General features: G+C 61.9%; 16 protein-coding genes and 1 tRNA gene. 9 read left to right on the top strand and 8 right to left on the bottom strand.

Annotated features, from left to right (window positions below; all coding sequences use genetic code 11):
• Nucleotides 1–33: 33 nt before the first annotated feature.
• The 5 genes from LPB405_RS05980 to LPB405_RS06000 form a co-directional block, all read right to left on the bottom strand.
• Nucleotides 34–107, bottom strand: a tRNA-Pro gene (locus LPB405_RS05980).
• A 109-nt stretch (nt 108–216) separates the two neighbouring features.
• Nucleotides 217–2091 carry an ABC transporter ATP-binding protein gene (locus LPB405_RS05985; protein ID WP_219100663.1) on the bottom strand — a complete coding sequence of 625 codons (1875 nt, stop codon included), beginning with the start codon at nt 2089–2091 and terminating at the stop codon, nt 217–219.
• Nucleotides 2091–4121 carry an ABC transporter ATP-binding protein gene (locus LPB405_RS05990; protein ID WP_219100665.1) on the bottom strand — a complete coding sequence of 677 codons (2031 nt, stop codon included), beginning with the start codon at nt 4119–4121 and terminating at the stop codon, nt 2091–2093. The genes LPB405_RS05985 and LPB405_RS05990 overlap by 1 nt, the downstream gene beginning before the upstream one ends.
• Entirely contained in the window at nt 4121–5140 is a 1020-nt protein-coding gene (locus LPB405_RS05995; protein WP_219102057.1) for a metallophosphoesterase, read from the bottom strand. The genes LPB405_RS05990 and LPB405_RS05995 overlap by 1 nt, the downstream gene beginning before the upstream one ends.
• Nucleotides 5141–5180: 40 nt before the next feature.
• Complete coding sequence (locus LPB405_RS06000) at nt 5181–7325, bottom strand: transglycosylase domain-containing protein (protein WP_219100667.1); 2145 nt, start codon at nt 7323–7325, stop codon at nt 5181–5183.
• A gap of 166 nt (nt 7326–7491) precedes the next feature.
• On the opposite strand from LPB405_RS06000, the gene LPB405_RS06005 reads away from it, so the two are divergent.
• The 3 genes from LPB405_RS06005 to LPB405_RS06015 all read left to right on the top strand — a co-directional run bounded on the left by LPB405_RS06005 (nt 7492) and on the right by LPB405_RS06015 (nt 9531).
• Nucleotides 7492–7695 (top strand): hypothetical protein, encoded by a 204-nt coding sequence (locus LPB405_RS06005; RefSeq protein WP_005504647.1) that lies wholly within the window; start codon nt 7492–7494, stop codon nt 7693–7695.
• A 185-nt stretch (nt 7696–7880) separates the two neighbouring features.
• Complete coding sequence (locus LPB405_RS06010; RefSeq protein WP_219100671.1) at nt 7881–8363, top strand: RidA family protein; 483 nt, start codon at nt 7881–7883, stop codon at nt 8361–8363.
• Nucleotides 8356–9531, top strand: a complete 1176-nt coding sequence (locus LPB405_RS06015; RefSeq protein WP_219100673.1) for an NUDIX hydrolase — start codon at nt 8356–8358, stop codon at nt 9529–9531. The genes LPB405_RS06010 and LPB405_RS06015 overlap by 8 nt, the downstream gene beginning before the upstream one ends.
• Before the next feature lie 156 nt (nt 9532–9687).
• Here LPB405_RS06015 and LPB405_RS06020 read toward each other — a convergent pair whose 3' ends face one another.
• Nucleotides 9688–10365: a Crp/Fnr family transcriptional regulator gene (locus tag LPB405_RS06020; RefSeq protein ID WP_012902921.1), complete on the bottom strand. Its 678-nt coding sequence runs from the start codon at nt 10363–10365 to the stop codon at nt 9688–9690.
• Nucleotides 10366–10849: 484 nt separating this feature from the next.
• Between LPB405_RS06020 and LPB405_RS06025 the strand changes: the two genes are divergently transcribed.
• Entirely contained in the window at nt 10850–12028 is a 1179-nt protein-coding gene (locus LPB405_RS06025) for a MarP family serine protease (protein WP_219100675.1), read from the top strand.
• Nucleotides 12029–12144: 116 nt separating this feature from the next.
• On the opposite strand, the gene aroQ is transcribed toward LPB405_RS06025, so the two are convergent.
• Nucleotides 12145–12585, bottom strand: coding sequence for a type II 3-dehydroquinate dehydratase (aroQ, locus tag LPB405_RS06030; RefSeq protein WP_219100677.1), 441 nt, complete (start codon nt 12583–12585; stop codon nt 12145–12147).
• A 151-nt stretch (nt 12586–12736) separates the two neighbouring features.
• Here aroQ and nth point away from each other — a divergent pair, with 151 nt between their 5' ends.
• Complete coding sequence (gene nth / locus LPB405_RS06035) at nt 12737–13663, top strand: endonuclease III (protein ID WP_219100679.1); 927 nt, start codon at nt 12737–12739, stop codon at nt 13661–13663.
• A gap of 50 nt (nt 13664–13713) precedes the next feature.
• Nucleotides 13714–14517, top strand: a complete 804-nt coding sequence (locus tag LPB405_RS06040; protein ID WP_219100681.1) for an NUDIX hydrolase — start codon at nt 13714–13716, stop codon at nt 14515–14517.
• 165 nt (nt 14518–14682) lie between these two features.
• Here the strand turns inward: LPB405_RS06040 and LPB405_RS06045 are convergent, their stop codons facing one another.
• A complete protein-coding gene (locus LPB405_RS06045; protein ID WP_219100683.1) occupies nt 14683–16689 on the bottom strand; it encodes a bifunctional 3'-5' exonuclease/DNA polymerase in 2007 nt (668 codons plus the stop codon).
• Between the two features lie 237 nt (nt 16690–16926).
• On the opposite strand from LPB405_RS06045, the gene LPB405_RS06050 reads away from it, so the two are divergent.
• The 3 genes from LPB405_RS06050 (at nt 16927) to LPB405_RS06060 (ending at nt 20575) form a co-directional block, all read left to right on the top strand.
• Nucleotides 16927–18510: a CpaF family protein gene (locus LPB405_RS06050; protein ID WP_257604869.1), complete on the top strand. Its 1584-nt coding sequence runs from the start codon at nt 16927–16929 to the stop codon at nt 18508–18510.
• Nucleotides 18511–18550: 40 nt separating this feature from the next.
• Nucleotides 18551–19804, top strand: coding sequence for a type II secretion system F family protein (locus tag LPB405_RS06055; protein WP_219100687.1), 1254 nt, complete (start codon nt 18551–18553; stop codon nt 19802–19804).
• A gap of 129 nt (nt 19805–19933) precedes the next feature.
• Nucleotides 19934–20575, top strand: a complete 642-nt coding sequence (locus tag LPB405_RS06060; protein ID WP_219100689.1) for a DUF4244 domain-containing protein — start codon at nt 19934–19936, stop codon at nt 20573–20575.
• Nucleotides 20576–20627 lie beyond the last annotated feature (52 nt).

Below are 20627 nucleotides of genomic sequence, written 5' to 3' on the forward strand. Positions count from 1 at the left end.
CAAAGCCCCGGTCCAGTGGACCGGGGCTAGCTGTCGGGATGACAGGATTTGAACCTGCGACCTCGTCGTCCCGAACGACGCGCGCTACCAAGCTGCGCCACATCCCGATGTTGACCTATCAGCGAATACCGTAGGCAACTCACCTAGGATAACCCAAAAAAATTCAGAACGCAACACAGCGGCACGCCACCGGTCGGGGAGTGGCAAATAAAGGTTCTAGGCTTCAGCCTCCTGAACCTGATTCAGCTCATCCCAGGAGGCGTACATCGCCGCAAAACGACCACCGGAAGCAATCAGCTGCTGCGGGGAGCCATCCTCCACCACGGAGCCCTCATGAATCACCAGCACACGATCAGCACCCAGAACCGTCGAGAGACGATGCGCAATCACCAGCGCCGTACGCCCCGCCAACACGGTTCGCAGCGCCGCCTGCACCGCACGCTCACTCGGAATGTCCAGCGAAGCCGTCGCCTCATCCAGAATCAGCACTCGCGGATTCGCCAAGAACACGCGAGCAAAGGACACCAGCTGACGCTGACCCGCCGACAGGGTAATACCGCCGCGACCCAGCTGCGACTCGTAGCCCTCACGCAGACGCTCAATGAACGCGTCAGCACCCACCGCCTTCGCGGCAGCCTTCACCTGCTCATCGGATGCCTGCGGGTTACCCATGCGGATATTCTCCAGAATCGACGCGGAGAACAGGAACACCTCCTGGGTCAGCATGAGCACCTCACGGCGCAGCTGCGCATCCGCCAGCTGGCGGACATCCACGCCGTCAATACGCACCTGACCGGCTGAAACATCGTAGAAACGAGCCACCAGCTTAGCGATCGTCGACTTACCGGCACCCGTAGCACCCACCAGCGCCACGGTCGTACCCGGCTCAATGCGCAGGCTCGTCTCCTTCAGCGCGTGACGATCCGAGGTGTACCCAAAGACCGCCGAATCCAGCTCCACCAGAGCGCCCTGAACCGTGCCGGACGCGCCCTCAGTAACGCCAGTAGCAGATTCAGCTACAGACTCTACAGCCCGCTCATGCGGATGCTCCGGCTCAGCAACCTCCGGCTCCTCAGCCAAGAACGACGACAGCTTCTCCAGCGCTGACATCGCCGACTGGAACATGTTGTAGAACTCAGAGAGCTGCATGACCGGCTCAAACACACGGTTCGCGTAAATCACCAGCGCCAGCAGGGTACCGATCTGCATGGTGCCGCCCAGCACCGCATAACCACCCAGCACCAGCGCACCGGCAATAAACACATTGCCCAAAAGCATCAGCACGGGCGAATAGATGCCGAAAATCTTAATGGAATCCATCACCGCAAGGCGGTAACGCTCCGACGCCTGAGCGTACTCAGAACGCATCTGCGCCTCCGCACCAAACGCCTTCACCGCGCGGATACCCGTAAAAGTCTCCACAAAACGGCTCGTCAAATGCGCAGACTCGGTACGCATCGTACGGAAAACCGGCACCGCCGTCTTCTGGAACCAGCGCGTCAAGAAGTAAATCGGCACGCCCATGACCAGCATGAACAGGCCAATACGCCAATCCAGAAGGAAAATAGCGACCGCAGAAATCACCATGGACAGCAAAGTAATCGCCAACTGGCTGATGCCGCTGTCCAAGAAGCTGCGGACCGTATCAATATCGCTAGTCAGACGCGAAATGACCTTGCCCGAGGTGTACCGCTCATGGAACGACACGCTCAGCGACTGCGCGTGACGGAACACCCGCTTACGCAGGTACACCACCACGCCCAGCGACACGCGCACCGTGTACGCCACGTTGACCCATGAGAAGATCGCGGTCACCGCGGTAGCCACCACAAAGAACACCAGCAGGGTCAACAGGGGAGAGGCATCACCCTGCCTGAGCGGCTCAATGGAACTATCCAGGACGCGGGCAATCAGAATCGGCGCAACCGCTGAGGAACCCGACACCAAAAGCACCGAAATAATCGACAGAGCCAACGCCCCACGGTGCGGGCGCAACATCTGGCGCAGCAGAGCCATCGAGCGTTCACGGGTCTCCGCGCGCTCTTGCGGGCTCATCTGCTCCTGCGGCTCCGCCGGACGATGATGGGCCATTAGCCCTCCTCCATCGTCATCAGCTGACGGTACTGCTCCGAAGAGTCCATCAGCTCAGCGTGAGTGCCCTCGGCGACCACAGCACCATCAACCATCAGCAGCACACGGTCCGCCAGAGCCACCGTGGAGGGGCGGTGCGCCGTCAGCAGGGTCGTGGCGCCGCCCAGGCCCTCCAAGCCTTCACGCAGACCGGTAATAATACGCTCCTCGGTGTTCACATCCAGCGCCGAGAACGGGTCATCCAGCAGCAGCACGGAGGGGCGCTTCGCCAAAGCGCGCGCCAACGACAGACGCTGACGCTGACCACCCGAAAGGCTCAGACCCTCCTCACCAATGACGGTATCCAGACCCTGCGGAAGCTCCGCCACAAAATCGCACGCAGCCAGCTGCAGTGCGGTCTGGAGGGTCGCCTCCAGCTCTTCTGCGGTGGGGTAGTCCTCATCCTCGGTGCCGCGCTCGTACTGCTCAGCAACGCCCATCAGCACGTTCTCACGGACCGTTCCGGAGAAGAGTACCGCCTCCTCAAAGACGAACGCGGTCTGGGCGCGCACCTCCTCAATAGACATGTCTGCGGCATCTCGGGTGCCAAAACGCAGGGAACCGGAGGTCGGCTCGTAGAAACGCGGAACCAACGACAGCACGGTCGACTTGCCGCTACCGGTTGCGCCCACCAGCGCCAGAATCTCGCCCGGGAAGACCTTGAAGTTGACGTCCTTCAGCACGGAAACCTCGGGCGCCTTCACCTCAGAGCCTGCGCCGGCAACCTCAGCAGGAACAGGTGCTTCGGCAGTATCGTAGCTGAACTGAACGTGATCGAAAGTGACAGATACTGCGCCACCGCTGGGGTACTGCATAGTTTCCTTCCCGGAGCCGCCCTCGGCAGACACTCCAGCTACTGTTGACGAATCAGAAGCACCCTGCGGATGCTCAGGCGCAGGCATAGCCGCGGAGCCACGAACCAGCGGCACGGCCTCAAAGCCGGGCTCGTCCATGACCTCGTTGTGGCGTTCCATCGCCACCTTATAGCTCAAATAGGCAGACATCAGCGCGGTTGAGCGCGTCACGTGGCTGAGCACGGTCGTCTGCACCGCAAAGTAGGCGGTCATTGCGCCCAGACTCAAGGTGCCCGCCGCAACCTGTGAAGCGCCCACAGCCAGCGCCACCGCCGTGGAGACACCCACAATCAGGCCCTGGTACAGGGCAACACGAGCCACCAGCATCGACCTGCCGTACTCACGCACCTGCAGGGCGTCCACCGACTCGGAATATTCCTGAATCTGCTCGGGGGAGCGGCCCAGCGCCTTAATCACGCGGATGCCGCGCACCGACTCCTCAATGCGGGTGGACAGATCGCCCGTCATCTGCTGAATCTCATGCGAGGCGCGGTAGTACTTGCGGGTGAAGTTCACCAACGACAGCACCAGAATAGGCACCGTCACCACGAACACCAGCGCCAGGGACGGCGAAGAACGCAGCATGAAGAAGCCACCGACCAGGAACATCACCGCAATAGTCAGCATCTGCACAATACCGAAGGACAGCCAACGGCGAATCGTACCCAAATCGCTCATGGAACGGGTCAACAACTGACCGGAGGGCCAGCGATCCAGCAGAGAAAGCGGGGCGCTGAGCAGGCGGTCAAAGAAGTTCATGCGCATGGATAGCTCAATCGTGGAGGTCGGGTCCACAATCAGCCAGCGCCTCCAGTACATGAAGGAGGCGTGCGCAATACCCAGCAGAAGCACCAGGCCGCCGGCAATCCAGATGGCGCTTTCGGTGGTGCTCTGCGAGAGATGATCCACAATAATCTGCAACATCTGCGGGATGGAAATCTCAAGGGCACCGGCACCGAATGCCACGAGCAGACCCACACCCCAGCGCACACGAATCGGACGCGCATACGCGGCGAGGGTGCGCGGGGCACGCTGACCGTGCGCGTAGTCAATCGGGTCGGGGGTCGGTTCGCTCGCCGTCTCCAGGAAAGGATTGCGGCGGCGCTTAGTCGTGCGCGCTGTAGAAGCCTCAGACATTAGAGCCGACCACCCGCCGATGCAGCGGAGGTGCCCTGCTCCTTATCGCGAGCCGTGAGGGTCACCAGGATTGCCTCCGGCGGGCAGAACAGACGCACCGGCGCAAAACGAGAGGTACCCAAACCGGCAGAAACCTGAACCGGAATACCGGACTGCTCACTGACGCCCTTCGCACGCGAAGGCGGCAAATCGCAATTGCTGACCAGAGCATGACCGCCGGGCAGGCAGACCTGGCCGCCGTGCGTATGACCGGCAAAAATGGCCTGCGCGCCGTCCTGCACGAAGCGGTGCAGGGTACGCATGTAGGGGGCGTGCGCCACGCCGATACGGACGCTCGGCTCCTCGCCCTCGTCGAAGGCACCGGGGGCGAATCCGGGGTGCTCATCGTAGTGCAGGTGCGGGTCATCCACACCGGAGAACTCCAGGCGCAGACCCTTGAGGTTCAGTGTGTCGTAGCGGTTAATCAGGCCCGTCCAGCCGCGCGACTCGAAGGCGTCGTGCATCCGCTCAATGGGCAGGGCTACGCGTGAGCCTTCCTCAATCATCTGCGGGGTGCGCGGCTGCCACAGGTAGCGTGCCGGGTTCTTAAAAATCGGCGCGAAATAGCAATTGGAGCCGGGCACAAACACGCCGGGGAAGTCCATGAGCGGGTCGAGCGCCTCCAACAGCGGACCCATACCGTCCACGTGGGATAGGTTATCGCCCGTGTTCATCACCAGATCCGGCTCCAGGGCAGCCAGCGAGTGCATGAAGTCAATCTTCTTCTGCTGGCCCGGAATCATGTGCATATCTGAAATATGCAGAATCCTAAAGTCGGGGCTACCGGCGGGCAGCACCGGCAGGGACTCGGTGCGGAGCTGAAAATTATTCAGTTCAATAAAGTGCCCATACGCCGCCGTGGCGGCCCCCAAGGCTGCAGTGGCGGCTACCGCCCCCGCTACCTTTTTCAGGAGCGGGGAGGAGCCGCGTGCGCCGGGGACCGCCACGGGGACGCGGGCGTTGACTGCGTTTTCACACATCATCAATCGCCTTTCAGACTTCAGCTGATGAGCTGTGATTCTAGCTGTACGACAGAATCTTATCGCTGGGGGTGGTGAAGTCCTTCGTGTTGTACTTCGGTGCGATGGCCTTCATGTACGACTGCCACTGTGCACCTGCGTAGGTTGCACCATCGACGTACTCGAGGACTCGACCGTTAATACCCACACCGTTCAGGGAGCGGAAGCCGAGGTTGTTCGAACCAACCCAAGACGCGGTGGACAGGCCACGAGTGTAGCCCACCTGCCAGGTCTGGGAGGAGTTATCGTTCGTACCGGTCTTCGCAGCCGAACCGTTCGGCAGACCAATACCACGCTGCGAAGCGGAACCGCCGGGCTGGATAACGCCCTTCAGAACCCAGCTGACACCGTTTGCGATATCCGGATCCATAACCTGCTCGCACTGGTTCTGGTATTCCTTCATGGTCTCACCATTGTTCTTGGTGATCTTTTCAATCGGGCGCGGGGTGCAGTACTTACCCTCGGAAGCGAAGATAGCGTACATGGATGCGCTGGTCAGCGGGGAGATACCGTACTTGGTACCACCAATGTTGGTACCCAGGTCGGGGATGCTGTGCAGCGGTTCGCCGGTACCGTCCAGAGCGTGCATCTTAATCGACAGGTCGTGCACATCACACAGGTCAATCTGGGAGAGCATACCGTACAGGTAGGAGTTCAAGGACTGGCGAATACCGTACGCAGCGGTACCGTAGGTTAGACCGCCGTTGACTGCGTTCTTGTAGGACCAGCCGTTCGGCTGACCGGTGTAGTAGTACTTACCGCCGTCGTAGCACTTGGCGTTCCAGCCGAAGCTGGTGGGCCAGAACAGCTGGGTACCGTTCACGGTAGCGTTCGCACCGTGGCCGCTCATGAGCCACTGAGCCAGAATAATCGGCTTGAATGTAGAACCGGGCTGGAAGCCGCGGGTACCACCGTAGGCGCTATCAACGTTGTAGTTGTACTCGGTCTTGGAGTGGTCGTTTGCGTCTGCGGGGCTACCGAGCTCGGTGTTCTGTGCCATCGCGATGACGCGGCCGGTGCCGGGCTCAACACTGGTCAGCGCGGAGTTCACGTCGTTCCAGTTGGTTGCTGCCGGCTGGGTGGAGTCAACTGCCTGCTTTGCCGCGGTCTGAGCCTCGGGGTTCAGGGTGGTGATTACCTTCAGGCCGCCACGCTTGATGGCGGTGTTACGCAGCTCAGCGGTTGCGCCGAGGGACTCATCCTGCAGCAGGTAGTTGACCACGTAACGGCAGAAGAATGCCTTGTCGCCTGCCAGGGAGCAACCCTGGGACTTGGTGTGGACGTTGAGCTTAATGTCGCTGGCGATAGCGTCGCTGTATTCCTTATCGGTAATCTTGCCGTCGCGGAGCATAGTGCCCAGAACGATGTCGCGGCGTTCACGGGCGAGCTCGGGGTTCACAGTCGGATCGTACACGTTCGGTGCCTGCACCAGACCGGCAAGAAGCGCGGACTGCGCCACGTTCAGGTCCTTAGCGGAAATACCCCAGTAGTACTGTGCAGCAGCCTCAACACCGTAGTTGGAACCGCCGAGGTTCACGATGTTCAGGTAGCCTTCGAGGATTTCGTCCTTGGACTTGTTCTGCTCCATAGAGATCGCAAGCTTCATTTCGCGAATCTTTGCAGCGTAGGTCTTGTTACCGTTCAGGGTTGCGGTTGCGTCCTCACCACGAGCTACAGCGGAGTCAACAATGAGGTTGTTAACGTACTGCTGGGTCAGGGTGGATGCACCCTGACGGCGGCCGCTGTTGGAGTTAATGATGTTGTTCAGGAACGCACGACCGATACCGATAGCGGAGACAGCGCCGTGATTGTAGAAATCACGGTCCTCAACCGAGACGATAGCGTCCTTCATGTGCTGAGAAATCTGATCCAGCTTGACCGGCTCACGGTTCTCTTCGAAGAAGGTCGCAATTTCGGTCTTACCGTCAGCAGCGTAAATAGTAGAAGGACGGGAAGAGATGCCATCGGCAATGTCGTCAGGAAGATCCTGGAACCAAGACATCGACGCGTTCGTGACCATACCCAAGCTCACGGCAGGGGGTACGACAATAATTGCCGCGAGGAAACCGGCAATCACGCTGAACGCGAGGAACTGCAAAAAATCTCCCGGACGGCGACGCGAACGGGTTTTCTTAGATGAAGCCATTCATTCAGTTTATCCCATGAAACTGTGAGAGAAAGCCCGTCTCGGCAACCCACCGGGACGCGGGTTTCTCAGCCCTAAGAATAAAGTCCCCAAAAGCGCCGGATATTGACCAAAACCATAGTGAATCCCTTTTACTTATTGAACACCGGGCGATAGTCTAGAGGGTATGAAGAAATGGGAATACGCAACTGTACCGCTGATGATCCACACGACCAAGGCAATCCTCGACAACTGGGGTGAAGACGGCTGGGAGCTCGTAACTGTTCTCCCCGGCGCATCCGCACCTGCCGGCGCAACCCCCGCGTCGAACATGGTCGCTCCGACTCAGGGCAACCCCATCGCCTACTTTAAGCGCGAGAAGGCTGACTAAGAGCAGCGTACCCGGCGGTCACCTCAACGCCCGCTTTCCCCTACCTATAGGGGAGGGTGGGAATAGATGAGGCAGGCCGCCGGTTAGCCGTTTAACAGCTGCCTGAATATCAGTAGCGTTTAGGTTTACGGCATTTCCCCTATCACCGTTTGGGTGCCCGCACCCGCCATCCTTCTGGAGTAATCATGACTGAATCCCGTATTGAAGCACGTATCCGCGAACTCGGTTACGAACTGCCCGTAGCACCCGCCCCCGTTGCCGCTTATGTTCCCGCGGTAACCTCCGGCTCCTACGTGTACACCTCCGGTCAGCTGCCCTTCGTCGACGGTGCCCTGCCCGAAACCGGTAAGGTATCCGACTCCGGCGCTGAAGGCTTCGTAACCCCCGAGAACGCTAAGAAGTACGCGGGTATCTGCCTGCTCAATGCTCTGGCAGCAGTCAAATCCGTTATTGGCGACCTGGACCGCGTGCAGCGCGTGGTGAAGGTTGTTGGCTTCGTAGCATCCGAGGTGAACTTCACCGCTCAGCCCGCCGTCATTAACGGCGCCTCCGAACTGCTCGGCGAAATCTTCGGCGAGGCAGGCCAGCATGCCCGCTCCGCCGTGGGTGTTCCTGTTCTTCCCTTGGACTCGCCCGTAGAGGTCGAGATCATTGTTGAATATGTCTAATCTGTACACCGGCGCACTGCCGCTGTCTGCTATTCGTGCTGCCCAGGCTCAGCGGGCAGCACAGGACGCTCCTGATACGACTGCACGCACCGAATCCGCACAGGACAACGGCACCGCCCAAAACATCAAGACTCTACCCCTGCCGGTGCAGGAACGCCGCTTCGGCACTCCCACCCCGGCTGAGGGCGTGGAGCGCCCTCGCATGTTTACCGGCCGCCAGTCCGCGGCTAACCCGCGAACCTCCTGTATTCAGCGTCTCTACGCGGTCCCTGAGTTCATGCGCACCGCCGCCGAAAGCTGGCGTGAAGGCGGTAACGAAGGCGCGACCGGCTGCACGATGCGCCAGGCGGCATCCGTTATTTTTGTGCGTGACGGCGACAACGGCCTCGAAACGATTCTGACCTACCGCCCCGGCACCTCTCCGCTGGGCGTGGTGGCGTTCCCCGGCGGCACGGCTCTTCCCGGTGATGATGAGTCTGCCTCCTGGGTTGGCCCCGGCGCCGACTACTGGGAAGAGCAGTTCCACTTCTCCGATATTGCGCAGGCACGCCGCAGCGTCATGGCTGCCGTGCGTGAATCCTTCGAAGAGACCGGTATTCTGCTCGCCGGTGAGGACGAACAGGACGTCGTGGAACGCTCCAGCACCCCTGAGCTCATGGCGTGGCGCGAGGCAGTCGCGGCTCAGGACAAGAGCTTCTCTGACTTCTTGACCTCCAGCGGTTTGAGCGTGCGCGCCGACCTGCTGCGCCCGGTCGCGCGCTGGCAGTCCCCGGATTTCTTCCTCAAGCGCTACGATATCGCCTACTTCACCACGGCGTTGCCCGTGGGCCAGGACCCGAAGCTGCTGCTCGGTAAGGGCGTGTGGGGTGACTGGCTGAACGTGCGCGAACTGCTCGAAGCCAAGGACACCAGCGAACTGGGCGACCGCATCGGCCAGCCCAACACGGTGGGCCGTACCTTGGACCAGCTCATCACCCCCGGTGTGATGTGCCTGCTCGAATCGCTGGCGAAGGCTCAGACCTCCGTGGCGTGGCTGTCCAAGCGCCGCAAGATTGAGGTGAGGAAGCCCGTGCTCGTGACCCACAATGGTGCGTGCATGCTTTCCTTTACCGAGGTGGTTCCGGCTACAACCGGTTCCATGTACACCGGTGCGATGGGCGCGCTCTAACGAGCTGCCGCATCCACTCGCTCGTAAGATCTCGTGAGATGAAGCGGTAAAGACGTCAGGAGCCGTTTCCCCATGCAGAGGGAAACGGCTCCTGATCTATTTAAGTCGCGTGTCTTTCAGCGAGGGCTCCCTAGAATGCCCTCACTCAAAGAGGCTTTAGCGGGAACGCTGGCGCAGGCGGGGCAGGTCCAGAATGACAACTGCGCGTGCCTCCAGGCGGATCCAACCGCGGGAAACGAACTCGGCAAGAGCCTTGTTCACGGTCTCACGGGATGCACCAACCAGCTGTGCCAGCTCTTCCTGAGTCAGCTCGTGAGCAACGAGCACGCCGTCGGTCGCGGGGCGGCCGAAGCGGTCAGCCAGGTCCAGCAGTGCCTTAGCGAGGCGGCCGGGAACGTCAGAGAAGACCAGGTCAGCCAGCGCCTCGTTAGCGTGGCGCAGGCGGCGAGCCAGAGTCTTAATAACCTGGTCGGAGATCGTGGGATCCAGCTGCTGTGCACGCTTGAAGGACTCGTGCTTGATGGCAGCCAGGCGAGTCTCAGAAACAGCTACAGCGTTGGTCGAACGGGGCGAAGGATCGAAGAGAGCCATCTCGCCGAAGACGTCACCGGGACCCATGATTGCAACCATGTTCTCGCGGCCGTCAGCGGCGGTGCGACCCAGCTTGACCTTACCGGAGAGCACAGCGAAGAGCTGGTCGTCCTGGTCGCCCTCGTAGAAGAGGACAGCGTTGCGGGAGAGGTCAATCTCCTGAATGTCATCGGTCAGCAAAGCGAAAGCTGCGTCGTCGAGGTTCGCAAAGAGAGGGGTACGACGGAGGATCTCGAGATCCATAAAGTTCTCCTAGATATGAGGTGATGAGCCGAAACTCGTAAATGTTCAGTGAGTGAGCCCGAACCGGTGTCATGCATCTCAACATCTGAAATGTGAGAAGGCTCAAGCTAGTGTGACATATTCAACTGATATGAGCGTACCCTAAAAAAGCGCTTTATGCATTCCGATACAGCGAGCTTTACAACAAAAGTTATTTCTTTCGAGAAAATTCAAAGCTTACCCACAGGTTCACCGCCTAATATCAGGCATTCAGGTGTGTACTTTTATCGGTACCACGCACGCTGACGCCCTCATGACAAGGAGGCTCCTGCCTCCACACGCGGTACGATGCGACGAGGCACAAACCCGGTCCCAAACCCGGGTACACAAGCCCGCCGCACCCACCACCGGGTGTTAACGCGCCACCACACTCACCGGGCACAGCCCGCACCAACCACGATGGGCACACCGTGACCACTTCTACCTACCAAGGAGGCAATTAGTCGTGACGACTGGCATCAACCTGCTTGATATTGCTATCCCCATCATTCTGCTGCTCTACTTCCTCGCCGGAGTCCGCAGCGGATTCTTCACCACCCTCGGAACCTTCCTCGGCCTCGGCCTGGGCGTCTGCGCCGCAGCCTGGCTCGTGCCCCTCGCCGTAGCATCTGTGGGATCCCAGTGGAGCCTCATTACCGCCGTCGGCGTGCTCATCATCTGCCTGACCATCGGACAGTGGCTAGGCCTCGTCGCTGGACGCACCATCCGCCGCGTCACCGACATCACCCCGCTCAAGGGAGTTGAACGCTTCTTCGGCGGCGTGCTGAACCTCGCCGCCTGCGCCCTGGTCATGGTCGTACTGACCATCTCCATGCGCACCGTACCCATCCCGCAGCTCAACACTGCGCTCAGCGACTCCAAGACCCTCTCCTGGATGGTCGCCTCCACCCCCGAGGTCGTCAAGGATCGCATCAACACGGTACGCAACGACGTGCTCGCCTTCGGAACCATTCCGGAAGTCAGCCAGCTCATCGCCCCCGAAACCAGCGCCCCCACCCAGACCGTAGAATCCGCGGCACTGGAGCAGGCGGCAGCCTCCGTGGTTGAGATTCTGGGCGCCGCAGAGCAGTGCGGCTACACCTCCACCGGCTCCGGCTTCGTGGCCGATAACGGCCTCGTCGTCACCAACGCCCACGTGGTCGCCGGCGTAACCTCCCCGGTCGTGCAGGACTCCCGCGGCCGCACCTGGCCCGGCACCGTCGTCTACATGGACAGCGAACAGGACATCGCCTTCATCAGCGTTCCCAAGTTGCCGCTCGAACCGCTGAACATCGGCACCAACGCCACCGCGGGTAGCCTCGTAACCTTCATGGGCTACCCCAAGGGCGGCCCGTTCAAGGCACTACCCGCCACCGTGCAGGGCATCGGCAACACCCAGACCATCGACGCCGACACCGGCCGCGCCAACGCCATGCGCCAGGTCTACCAGCTGGCAGCCGACGTGCAGCACGGCAACTCCGGCGGCCCCGTCCTGGACGAAAACGGCAACGTGGTCGGCATGATCTTCGGTAAGGCAACCAGCGGCCAGACCGGCTACGCCGTCACCGCAAGCACCCTCAAGCAGGCGCTGGCTGAAGGCGGCGAGAACACCGCCGCAGTCTCCACCGGCACCTGCCGCAAGTAACTAGCCGCTAGACAGCGATAAAAGTTCAGGCTCCCGCCCTCAAGTAAGGAACGGGAGCCTGAACTATTTAACGACAGGAGGCGGGGCGCTGGGCTATTCCGCCAAGTGCTGCGCTGTTATTCCGCCAGGTGCTGTGCCAGGAAATCAACCGCCATGACATAGCCGTACGCACCCGCACCGGCAATCACCGCAGTAGCCTGCGGCGACACAAACGAATGATGACGGAACTGCTCACGACGATGCACATTCGACAAGTGCACCTCAACCACCGGAAGCTCAGCCGCCTCCAGCGCATCGTGCAGCGCCACCGAGGTGTGGGTGTACGCCGCCGGGTTGATAATAATCGCCGCACCACGAGTACGAGCACGCTGAATCTCATCCACCAGAGCACCCTCATGATTCGACTGCATAAACTCAACATCAAAACCATGAGCCGCCGCGCGCTCACGCACCATACGCTCAATATCGTGCAGAGTGGTGTAGCCGTACACCTCGGGGCGGCGCTGCCCAAGCAGGTTCAAATTCGGTCCATTAAGCACAAAAATCGTATCTGACATAAAACCAGTGTGGCACAGCGGGCGCCCGCTGGGCGCTAGGCGGCGCGAACTGCCCAGAAAATGATGAGATACAGAAAATGATGAGGGGGAACGAGCCAAGTACGGTGAACCTCGCTACCGCCCACACACCCAAGCCCGGTACCCTCGCGCTATGACCGAGAACGCCACCCAGCCCGCAGCAGACGCACAGAACAACGCAGCACAGAACAGTACGGCAGAGAACACCGAATCGCTCCTGCAGATCCGATTCGTTCCCGAATTCAAAGCCGCAGCCGCCGCACGCCGCCTCAACGCACGCGCACCCGAAAGCCACCTCGCCACCGTGCGCCGCGCCCGCAAAATCAACCGCATCCTCGGCGAAACCTACCCCTACGCCGTCGCAGAACTCGACTTCAACAACCCCTTCGAGCTGCTCATCGCCACCGTGCTCTCGGCACAAACCACCGACGTGCGCGTCAACTCCGTCACCGGGGCACTCTTCGCACGCTACCCGGACGCCGCCGCGCTCGCCTCTGCACGCACCGAAGAGGTCGAACCCTACATTCAGTCCCTCGGCTTCTACCGCGCCAAGGCACGCTCCATCGTCACGCTCTCCCAGCAGCTCGTGGAACGCCACAATGGGCAGGTTCCCTCAACCCTCGAAGAGCTCGTAGAACTCGCCGGAGTCGGCCGCAAAACCGCGAACGTGGTCCTCGGAAACGCATTCGACGTGCCCGGACTGACCGTAGATACCCACTTTGGCCGCCTCGCCCGCCGCATGGGGTTTACCACCGCAGATGCCCCCGAAGCAGTCGAAAAAGACGTTGCCGAACTCATCGAACGCAAAGACTGGACGCTCTTCTCACACCGCATGGTCTACCACGGCCGCCGCATCTGCCACGCCAAAAAGCCCGCCTGCGGCGTATGCCCCGTCGCCGACCTCTGCCCGTCCTATGGAGCCGGGGAGACGAACGAACAAGCAGCACGTAAACTCATGAAATACGAAATGGCACCCGGCCGAGAAGACCTGCACCTGCGATTCCTGCAGGGTGCAACCCGCCGCGAACTCATGGCAGAAGGCTACCCGCTCAGCGCCTAACGGTGCCCGAACCAACCCGGAATGTAGCCGCACAGAAGAGAGGTACATAGATGAGCGCACCCGAGCAGTCGGTGCAACCCGAACAGGCGGTACAGCCCGAACAGGCGGGACAGGATGCACAGCACCCCGCCCAGCAGGCGCTGGCGGCTCTCGCAGCAGGCGGCGTGGAATTCGACGTGCAAGCCCTGCTGCGCAGCGCACCCGCCAGCCCCCTGAGCAAAGAAGCCGCCGTGCTGATTCTCTTCGGCGTGCTCGACAACTCGCCCTCCACCGGCGAATTTGAAGGCTGCCCCGAAAACGTCAGCGCCGACCTGGATGTACTGCTCCTCGTGCGTGCCGCAACCCTACGCTCACACGCCGGTCAGCCCGCCTTCCCCGGCGGCAAAATCGACCCCGAAGACTACGCGCTCGCCGAAACCACCGGCGAACCTGTCGCCCACATCGCCGCCCTGCGCGAGGCGGTTGAAGAAACCGGGCTCGACCCCGCCGGCGTGCAGATTCTCGGCCAGCTGCACACCCTGCCGCTACCCATCAGCAACTTCATGGTCACCCCCGTCATCGGCTGGTGGAACAGCCCCGTGCCCGTCGAAGTCGTCGACCACAACGAGTCCGCGCTCATCGCCCGCGTGCCCGTGCGCGACCTGCTCAACCCCGCCAACCGACACACCGCCTACGTCAAACGCGGCCGCACCTCACACCGCACCCCCGCCTTCGAGGTGCGCATGCCCGGCGGCGAAGAATTCACCGTGTGGGGATTCACCGCGATTCTGCTCGACCGGATCTTCGACTCGCTCGGCTGGACCGTGCCCTGGGATACGAAAAAGATGCGCCCGGCACCCGGTTACGAGGAATAAAAACCGGCCGAAATAAATGCCTGACCAGCGGATATAGGGGCAGAATAGTGCGCAGATAGGGGCGGCAGGTAGCTTGAATGAAGCTACCTGCCGCCCTATTTTCGCTGTTGCACGGTTATGTGCCGTTTACTTGCCGCTGATGTGCGGCTGATTATTTACCGCCGATTATTTGCCGTCCGCGTAGTTGCGCACCCGCGCCACCGACACCGGAAAATCAACCGGAACCCGACCGAAGAGCAGACGCGCCGCCTCCGCAGCGCCCTCACGCACAATACGCTCCACGCGATCCGCCTCCAGCTCGGGACCACACAGCAGAAGCTCATCGTGCAAAAAATACACAATGCGGGTGCGCATCGGCATACCAAAAATCCGCTCCGACAACAGACGAGAACGCACCGCGCCCATCCAGCACAGAGCCCACTCCGCCGCCGTACCCTGCACAATAAAATTGCGGGTCATACGCCCGTGCGCACGTGCAGTCGACACCGCACGCGACTCAGCCGCCGGCGAAGACCGATCAGCCACAATCTCACGGAAACGCTCATCCACCGGCGGGGACGTACGACCCAAAAAAGTCGTCACCTGACCGCCCGCCTCACCAATACGAGCCGCACGCTCCGTAAACTCCATCGCCTGCGGAAAAAGCGCCGCCACATGCGGCAACAGGGCACCAATCTCACCGCTGCGGCCGCCATACATAATCGCCAGCATGCCCACCTTCGCGTGGGAACGCTCCGTCAAACCCACACCCTTCAGACGCGCTAACTCGGCAATACCCGCATATAGGTCAGCGCCACGACCCGCCGAAGCGAGCGCCTCATCACGGCTCAACGCCGCCAGAATGCGCGGCTCAATCTGCGAGCCATCCGTCACCGTCAGTACCTGACCCTCCGGCGCCTGCACCGCCTGACGAATCTCCGCAGGCAGCTGCAACGCACCACCGCCGGAAGCGCCCCAGCGCCCGGTCGCGGCTCCACCCACCTCAAGATGCGGGCGGAACGCCCCCTCAGAAACCCAGGTATCAGCCCACGTCCAGCCGTTAGCAGTCCAAATACGGTACAGCTTCTTATAGCGCAGAATCGGGTCAATCATCGCCCAACGCTTCTGCCGCTGAGCCGGAATCGCATCCGCCCAACTCTTCAACTCCCACGAACGCGTAGACTTCACCGAAACCCCCGCAGACTGCAAAGCACGCAAAAGATCCTGCGGCGAATCCGGATTCAACGACGGCATAAACAGCATGCGCTGAATCTGCTCCGCCAACTCCTGCATCTTCTGCGGACGCTCACCCGGCACCGGGCGCGGACCCAACAACTCGCACAGATGCTCATGATGCGCCTGCACATTAAATGGGATGCCGTAATAACCAATCTCAGCCGCCACCAACGTACCGGCAGACTCAGCCGCCGCCAAAAGACGCAACCGCTCCGGGTGCCTCGACTCGCTAATAGCGCGCGCCTGCGCCAACCACTCACGCATCAGCACACGCACCACCGGATGCTCCGGAAGCAGAGTCACCGGGCCTGCCGCCAACTGCGGGGCAAAAGGCTCGTGAGGTGCCGCCTCCAGGAAATCGGGGGAGGAATCTGCAGAGGAATCGGCGGGTGCGGCGGAAGAGGTGGCGGGGGCACTCAAAAAATCAGCGCCGAACAGCTCCTCCTGACCCTGAATCTGCCGCGCCACCGGCAGATACCCCTGAGGCTCCACCGCCTCACGCAGATCAGCAAGATCCAGCACCGGGCTGTACTCCACAAAATCGCTCGGATGCGTAGCGGCAGTCGCCAAAATTCGCTGCACCAGACGCAAATCATGGCACAGATGCACCCGCACCCCGCGGTGCAGAAGCAGCGGGTCAACGTGGCGGGTATCAGCCCAAATCCAGCGGGGGAAACGCGCCTGTACCGAATCTGCCGCTTGCCGCTCTACCTCTCGCACATACGCCGGAAGATTTGCCGCACTCACCCGATCCGCGCGCGTAATCCGCGGAATAAAGGTCGGGTCCTGCAACTGCTCAGCGGTCGGCGCCGAAAAATGAAAAGCACCCCACGAGGTCACCGGCTGAGCACCGCGCGGGGACGCACCCGCGGCAATAGCCGACGTGACCGGGTGCGCGGAGGTGCCGGTCTGGGCGGTAATACCCGCGCCGGTGGCAGGACTGAGCAGAACGTACATTCTTCCATTATCGGTGACCGGGTGCGAAGGCGCGCGGTTTGTGGTCGCGGGCGGGCGGTTTGCGGAAGGGGCGGGGGCTGGCTGAACGCGCCGTGGTTTGTCATAAAAGCGCCGGATGCGTGCGTTTTGTTCGTTTGAAGTGCGTGCATCGTGGATATTTCGGGGTACGCGAGGAGTTATCCACAGAACGCTCATTCTCTTAAAAATTTAGGGCGGGCGCAATGCTCTCCTAGAGCCATGAACCCCGCCATGAACCCCTCCGACAATCCCGCCGGGCACCCTGCCAACAATCCCGGTAGCCCCAACGGTTGCCCGCCGCGTGCCGCACAGGGCGTGAATCAGCCGGGCGCACAGAATACGGGCGTCCAGAACACCCGCACGCACTCGTTACCCGCCCTGCTCATTCCCGAAGACTATCGCGCCCGCGCCGTCGCCCTGCACGCCCGCGAACTGATTCTGCGTTCGCCGCAGATGAGCGCTATCGCCCTGGGCGGTTTTAGTGCCGGGTTCAGTGCCGGACCCAGTAACGGATTCAGCGCCGGAGTCGAGAAGGCAGGGGAGCGGCCGCCCACAGAGGGTGTAGCTGCCGCGGGCAGTCCAAACGCTGCGAGTGCCGCGGGCGGTGGGTTACTCCAAGAATCCCAGCCCCTCCGCGAGATTCTCGAAAACGCCGTGGACGCGGCAATCTACGCCATTGACGGCGGACACCTGGGGAACGCGAGCGCAGAAGGAACGGGCGTGGCGAAGCCCCGAAAATTCCGCACCAAAACGGTGCAACCCGCGCCCGCCTCCTGGAGCTACCCCAGCGTGGAATACGTGCCCGTCAACCGGCAGACCGCGCTGCGCTACCTCGCCGCGGAACTCTACGGCCTCGGTGCCCTCGACCTGCTCCTCGACGAGGGGCAACGCGCCGGAACCATCACCGATATCTACGTGAACTCGCCCTGCGATATCTGGGTGGGCATCAACGGAACCACCCGCCCCGTGGCGCTAAGCCTCGGCAATGAGCGGCGCGTGCGTGACCTCGCCGAGCGGCTCATCCGCAGGCACGGCGGACAGCTGGATGCCGCGCATCCGGCAGCTGACATTAGCGACGAGCACGGCAGGCGCATCCACGCGATTATCCCGCCGCTGAGCGAACGCACCCGGCTCTCCGTGCGCCTACCCTCCCGCGAGCGCCCTACCCTGGCGCAGCTGCAGGACGCGGGGCTGTGTGATGAGGCGACCGCCGCCTATCTGCGCCGCATGATTGCCGAGCGCCGCGGGTTCCTGATTAGCGGCGGTACCGGCACCGGCAAAACCACTCTGCTCAACGCCCTGCTGGGGCTGTGTACGCCGCAGGAGCGCCTTATTTTGCTCGAAGACACCCCGGAGTTGGCGCCGCAACATGAGCAGGTGATTGCCCTCAAAACCCGTGCCGCGAACTCCGAAGGTGCCGGCGAAATTGGGCTGGGTGAGCTGATTGTGCAGGCGCTGCGCATGGGCCCGGATCGGCTCGTGGTCGGCGAGTGTCGCGGTGCGGAGGTGGTGCACCTGCTGACCGCCATGAATACCGGTCACCGCGGAGCTGGAACGACCCTGCACGCCAATAGTGCGCAGGCGGTGCCCCTGCGTCTGTGCGCCCTGGGTGCGCTCGCCGGGCTGGATAGTAGAACGGTCGCTCTACATACGGCGACGGCTTTTGAATGCATTATCCACCTGGAACACCGGGACGGACACCGCCGTATCGAGGGTATCTACAGCCTGCACCCCGCAGTTGAGGGGAGCGAAGAGTATCTGCAGGTCAGGCGTATTTCTGTGGGCTCCGAAGTTGGGTACTAGCCCCCGTAAAGGGGAAACGGAAAACGTGAAAGGAGGAACCATGAAAAGGGAAGAAACGAGTCGAGGAAGCCTTCGCGAACGCTGGGCTGAGCACCTCGCCGGACCCGCCAGCGCCGAGGAAATGCGCATGTGGCCGCTCATGCTACGCACCCTCGCCCTGAACCTGCGCGCCGGCATTCCCCTGCAGGAGGCGGTGCACGCCGACCCTGGCACCGGGCAGTTTGCACAGTTCGGGCAAAACGAACCGGTGCCGGATGCGGGGAAAATGCACGCGAAGAAAATAACAGCCCGGAAAAGCGCTGGGAAAAGCGCCCAAGCTCGACGGGCACGAGGCTTCTCGCCCCTTTCCGAAGACTACGGGCAAAAGCGGTGCGCCGAAGATATTCGCCGCTTCACGCAGGCGCTCGCCACGCTTACCTCCTGGGGTGCCCCCGCGCACCTCGCCTGCGCCCAGCTACTCGAAAACAGCAGCCGGATGCGCCCGCACAGCCGCGACCGCCTGTACGACCTGCAGCTGAGCCTGCGTATGAGCGAGAGCGCCGGTGCGCCGCTCGCCACGAGCCTGGAACGCGCCGCAGAACACGCCGAAGAACGCATCGACGCGCTCCTGGGGCGGCAGAGCGCCCTTGCCGCGCCGCGTGCCACTGGCAGGATTCTCTCCTGGCTGCCGCTACTCGGCCTGGGGTTGGGTGTGCTCATGGGAAGTGACCCCGTGGGCGTGCTGACCGGCTCCATCCTCGGGGCGCTTACCGGTTTGTTCGGGCTGGGGCTCGCCTTCGCCGGGCGCCGCTGGACCGCCGCGCTCGTGCATCGGGCGGAGGTGGAGAGCACACGAGCTGGGCATACAGGAGGCGAGCAGGCCTTGAATGCACCGACTGTTGATACCGCTCTCGTACTGGAACTACTCGCCGCGCAGTTGAGAGCCGGGCTTGCACCGCTCGCCGCCTTGGGTACTCTCGCTGAGGCGCTCAACAGCCGACCCCTGTATACGGTCTGCCAGCGCCTACAGATGGGCAGTAGCTGGGGGAGCGCCTGGTCGGGCTCCGCGGCGGGAACCTTCGGTGAGCTTCGGGATGCGCTCGCTCCCGCCTACACGGGTGGCGCACCCAGCACTGCGCTGCTGCTCTCCCTTGCCGATGCGCACCGCCTCAGCGAGCGCCGCGCGGCAGAACGCGCCGCCGGAAAGCTCTCCGTAGCGCTCGTGGTACCCCTCGGGCTGTGCTCGCTGCCCGCCTTTATCTGCTTGGGTATTGTGCCCATCATCATTTCGCTACTACCCACGCTGACGGGCTAAAGAACCATGCGCATAAGCGCTGTTGACCAGCTGAAATGCCGAAAAGTTTAGACCCTCGCCCATCTGCAGCGAACGCGGATGAGCACCCACCCCGCCCCGCATGTTTAGGGCACAACGAAAGGAAAACCAATGACGAACACCCTCTGCGAAGCAATCCGCCACGACCTGCACCCCGTCGGCGCTCCGGTAAACGCCCCGGCCGGTGCTCCGCGTGAAATTCAGCCCGCCGCGCTCGGTGCCGTGCAGGGCGCTGAAACGCAGACCATTCTGGGTCCCGTGCCGCTGTCCGTTGCCATTGCAACCACCATGAAGCAGCTACGCGAAGAATGCCCCGAGCTCTTCAACGATGCCGAGCTTTTGAGTGATGCTGAGCTGAACCACACCGGCCCCAGGATTGACCCTAACGAAATGGAGATTGATATGAACACGAACAGCCTGAGCCCCGAGCAGGCGCTGACCATTGCCCGTGCGCTCGCCGAGGGCTGCACCCTGGACGAATGCGGCGCCACCTGCCGCAGCCTGGGTGAGCACGCGCCCGGCTGCACCGAATATGTACCAGCTGAGAGCGACGATAAGGTACTCGAAGAGTACGCCCCGGCGGGGGACCCGGAGGAGGGCGCCTCCACCGCGGAGTACGGCATTGTGATGCTCGCGGCGGTCGGTTTCGCGGGTCTGCTGGTGCTGATTCTCAAGTCAGATGAGGTGCGTTCCATGCTCATGGATATTGTGCGTAACGCCCTGTCGATTGCGGGCAATACGGGGCTGCTCTAGAGTCTGCAAAAAGTCTGCCGTGAGGTTTGGTTCTATATGCTAGGTTCTGCGG

Origin of the sequence: Rothia mucilaginosa (genome assembly GCF_019334805.1) — a bacterium.
In the GTDB taxonomy this organism is placed as follows: Bacteria; Actinomycetota; Actinomycetes; order Actinomycetales; family Micrococcaceae; genus Rothia; species Rothia mucilaginosa_C.

Bases quoted from the DNA above. Each gene is read 5' to 3' on its own strand.
- LPB405_RS05985 (WP_219100663.1), bottom strand. From the start codon at position 2,091: ATGGCCCATCATCGTCCGGCGGAGCCGCAGGAGCAGATGAGCCCGCAA.
- LPB405_RS05990 (WP_219100665.1), bottom strand. From the start codon at position 4,121: ATGTCTGAGGCTTCTACAGCGCGCACGACTAAGCGCCGCCGCAATCCT.
- LPB405_RS05995 (WP_219102057.1), bottom strand. From the start codon at position 5,140: ATGTGTGAAAACGCAGTCAACGCCCGCGTCCCCGTGGCGGTCCCCGGC.
- LPB405_RS06000 (WP_219100667.1), bottom strand. From the start codon at position 7,325: ATGGCTTCATCTAAGAAAACCCGTTCGCGTCGCCGTCCGGGAGATTTT.
- LPB405_RS06005 (WP_005504647.1), top strand. From the start codon at position 7,492: ATGAAGAAATGGGAATACGCAACTGTACCGCTGATGATCCACACGACC.
- LPB405_RS06010 (WP_219100671.1), top strand. From the start codon at position 7,881: ATGACTGAATCCCGTATTGAAGCACGTATCCGCGAACTCGGTTACGAA.
- LPB405_RS06015 (WP_219100673.1), top strand. From the start codon at position 8,356: ATGTCTAATCTGTACACCGGCGCACTGCCGCTGTCTGCTATTCGTGCT.
- LPB405_RS06020 (WP_012902921.1), bottom strand. From the start codon at position 10,365: ATGGATCTCGAGATCCTCCGTCGTACCCCTCTCTTTGCGAACCTCGAC.
- aroQ (WP_219100677.1), bottom strand. From the start codon at position 12,585: ATGTCAGATACGATTTTTGTGCTTAATGGACCGAATTTGAACCTGCTT.
- nth (WP_219100679.1), top strand. From the start codon at position 12,737: ATGACCGAGAACGCCACCCAGCCCGCAGCAGACGCACAGAACAACGCA.
- LPB405_RS06040 (WP_219100681.1), top strand. From the start codon at position 13,714: ATGAGCGCACCCGAGCAGTCGGTGCAACCCGAACAGGCGGTACAGCCC.
- LPB405_RS06045 (WP_219100683.1), bottom strand. From the start codon at position 16,689: ATGTACGTTCTGCTCAGTCCTGCCACCGGCGCGGGTATTACCGCCCAG.
- LPB405_RS06050 (WP_257604869.1), top strand. From the start codon at position 16,927: ATGAACCCCGCCATGAACCCCTCCGACAATCCCGCCGGGCACCCTGCC.
- LPB405_RS06055 (WP_219100687.1), top strand. From the start codon at position 18,551: ATGAAAAGGGAAGAAACGAGTCGAGGAAGCCTTCGCGAACGCTGGGCT.
- LPB405_RS06060 (WP_219100689.1), top strand. From the start codon at position 19,934: ATGACGAACACCCTCTGCGAAGCAATCCGCCACGACCTGCACCCCGTC.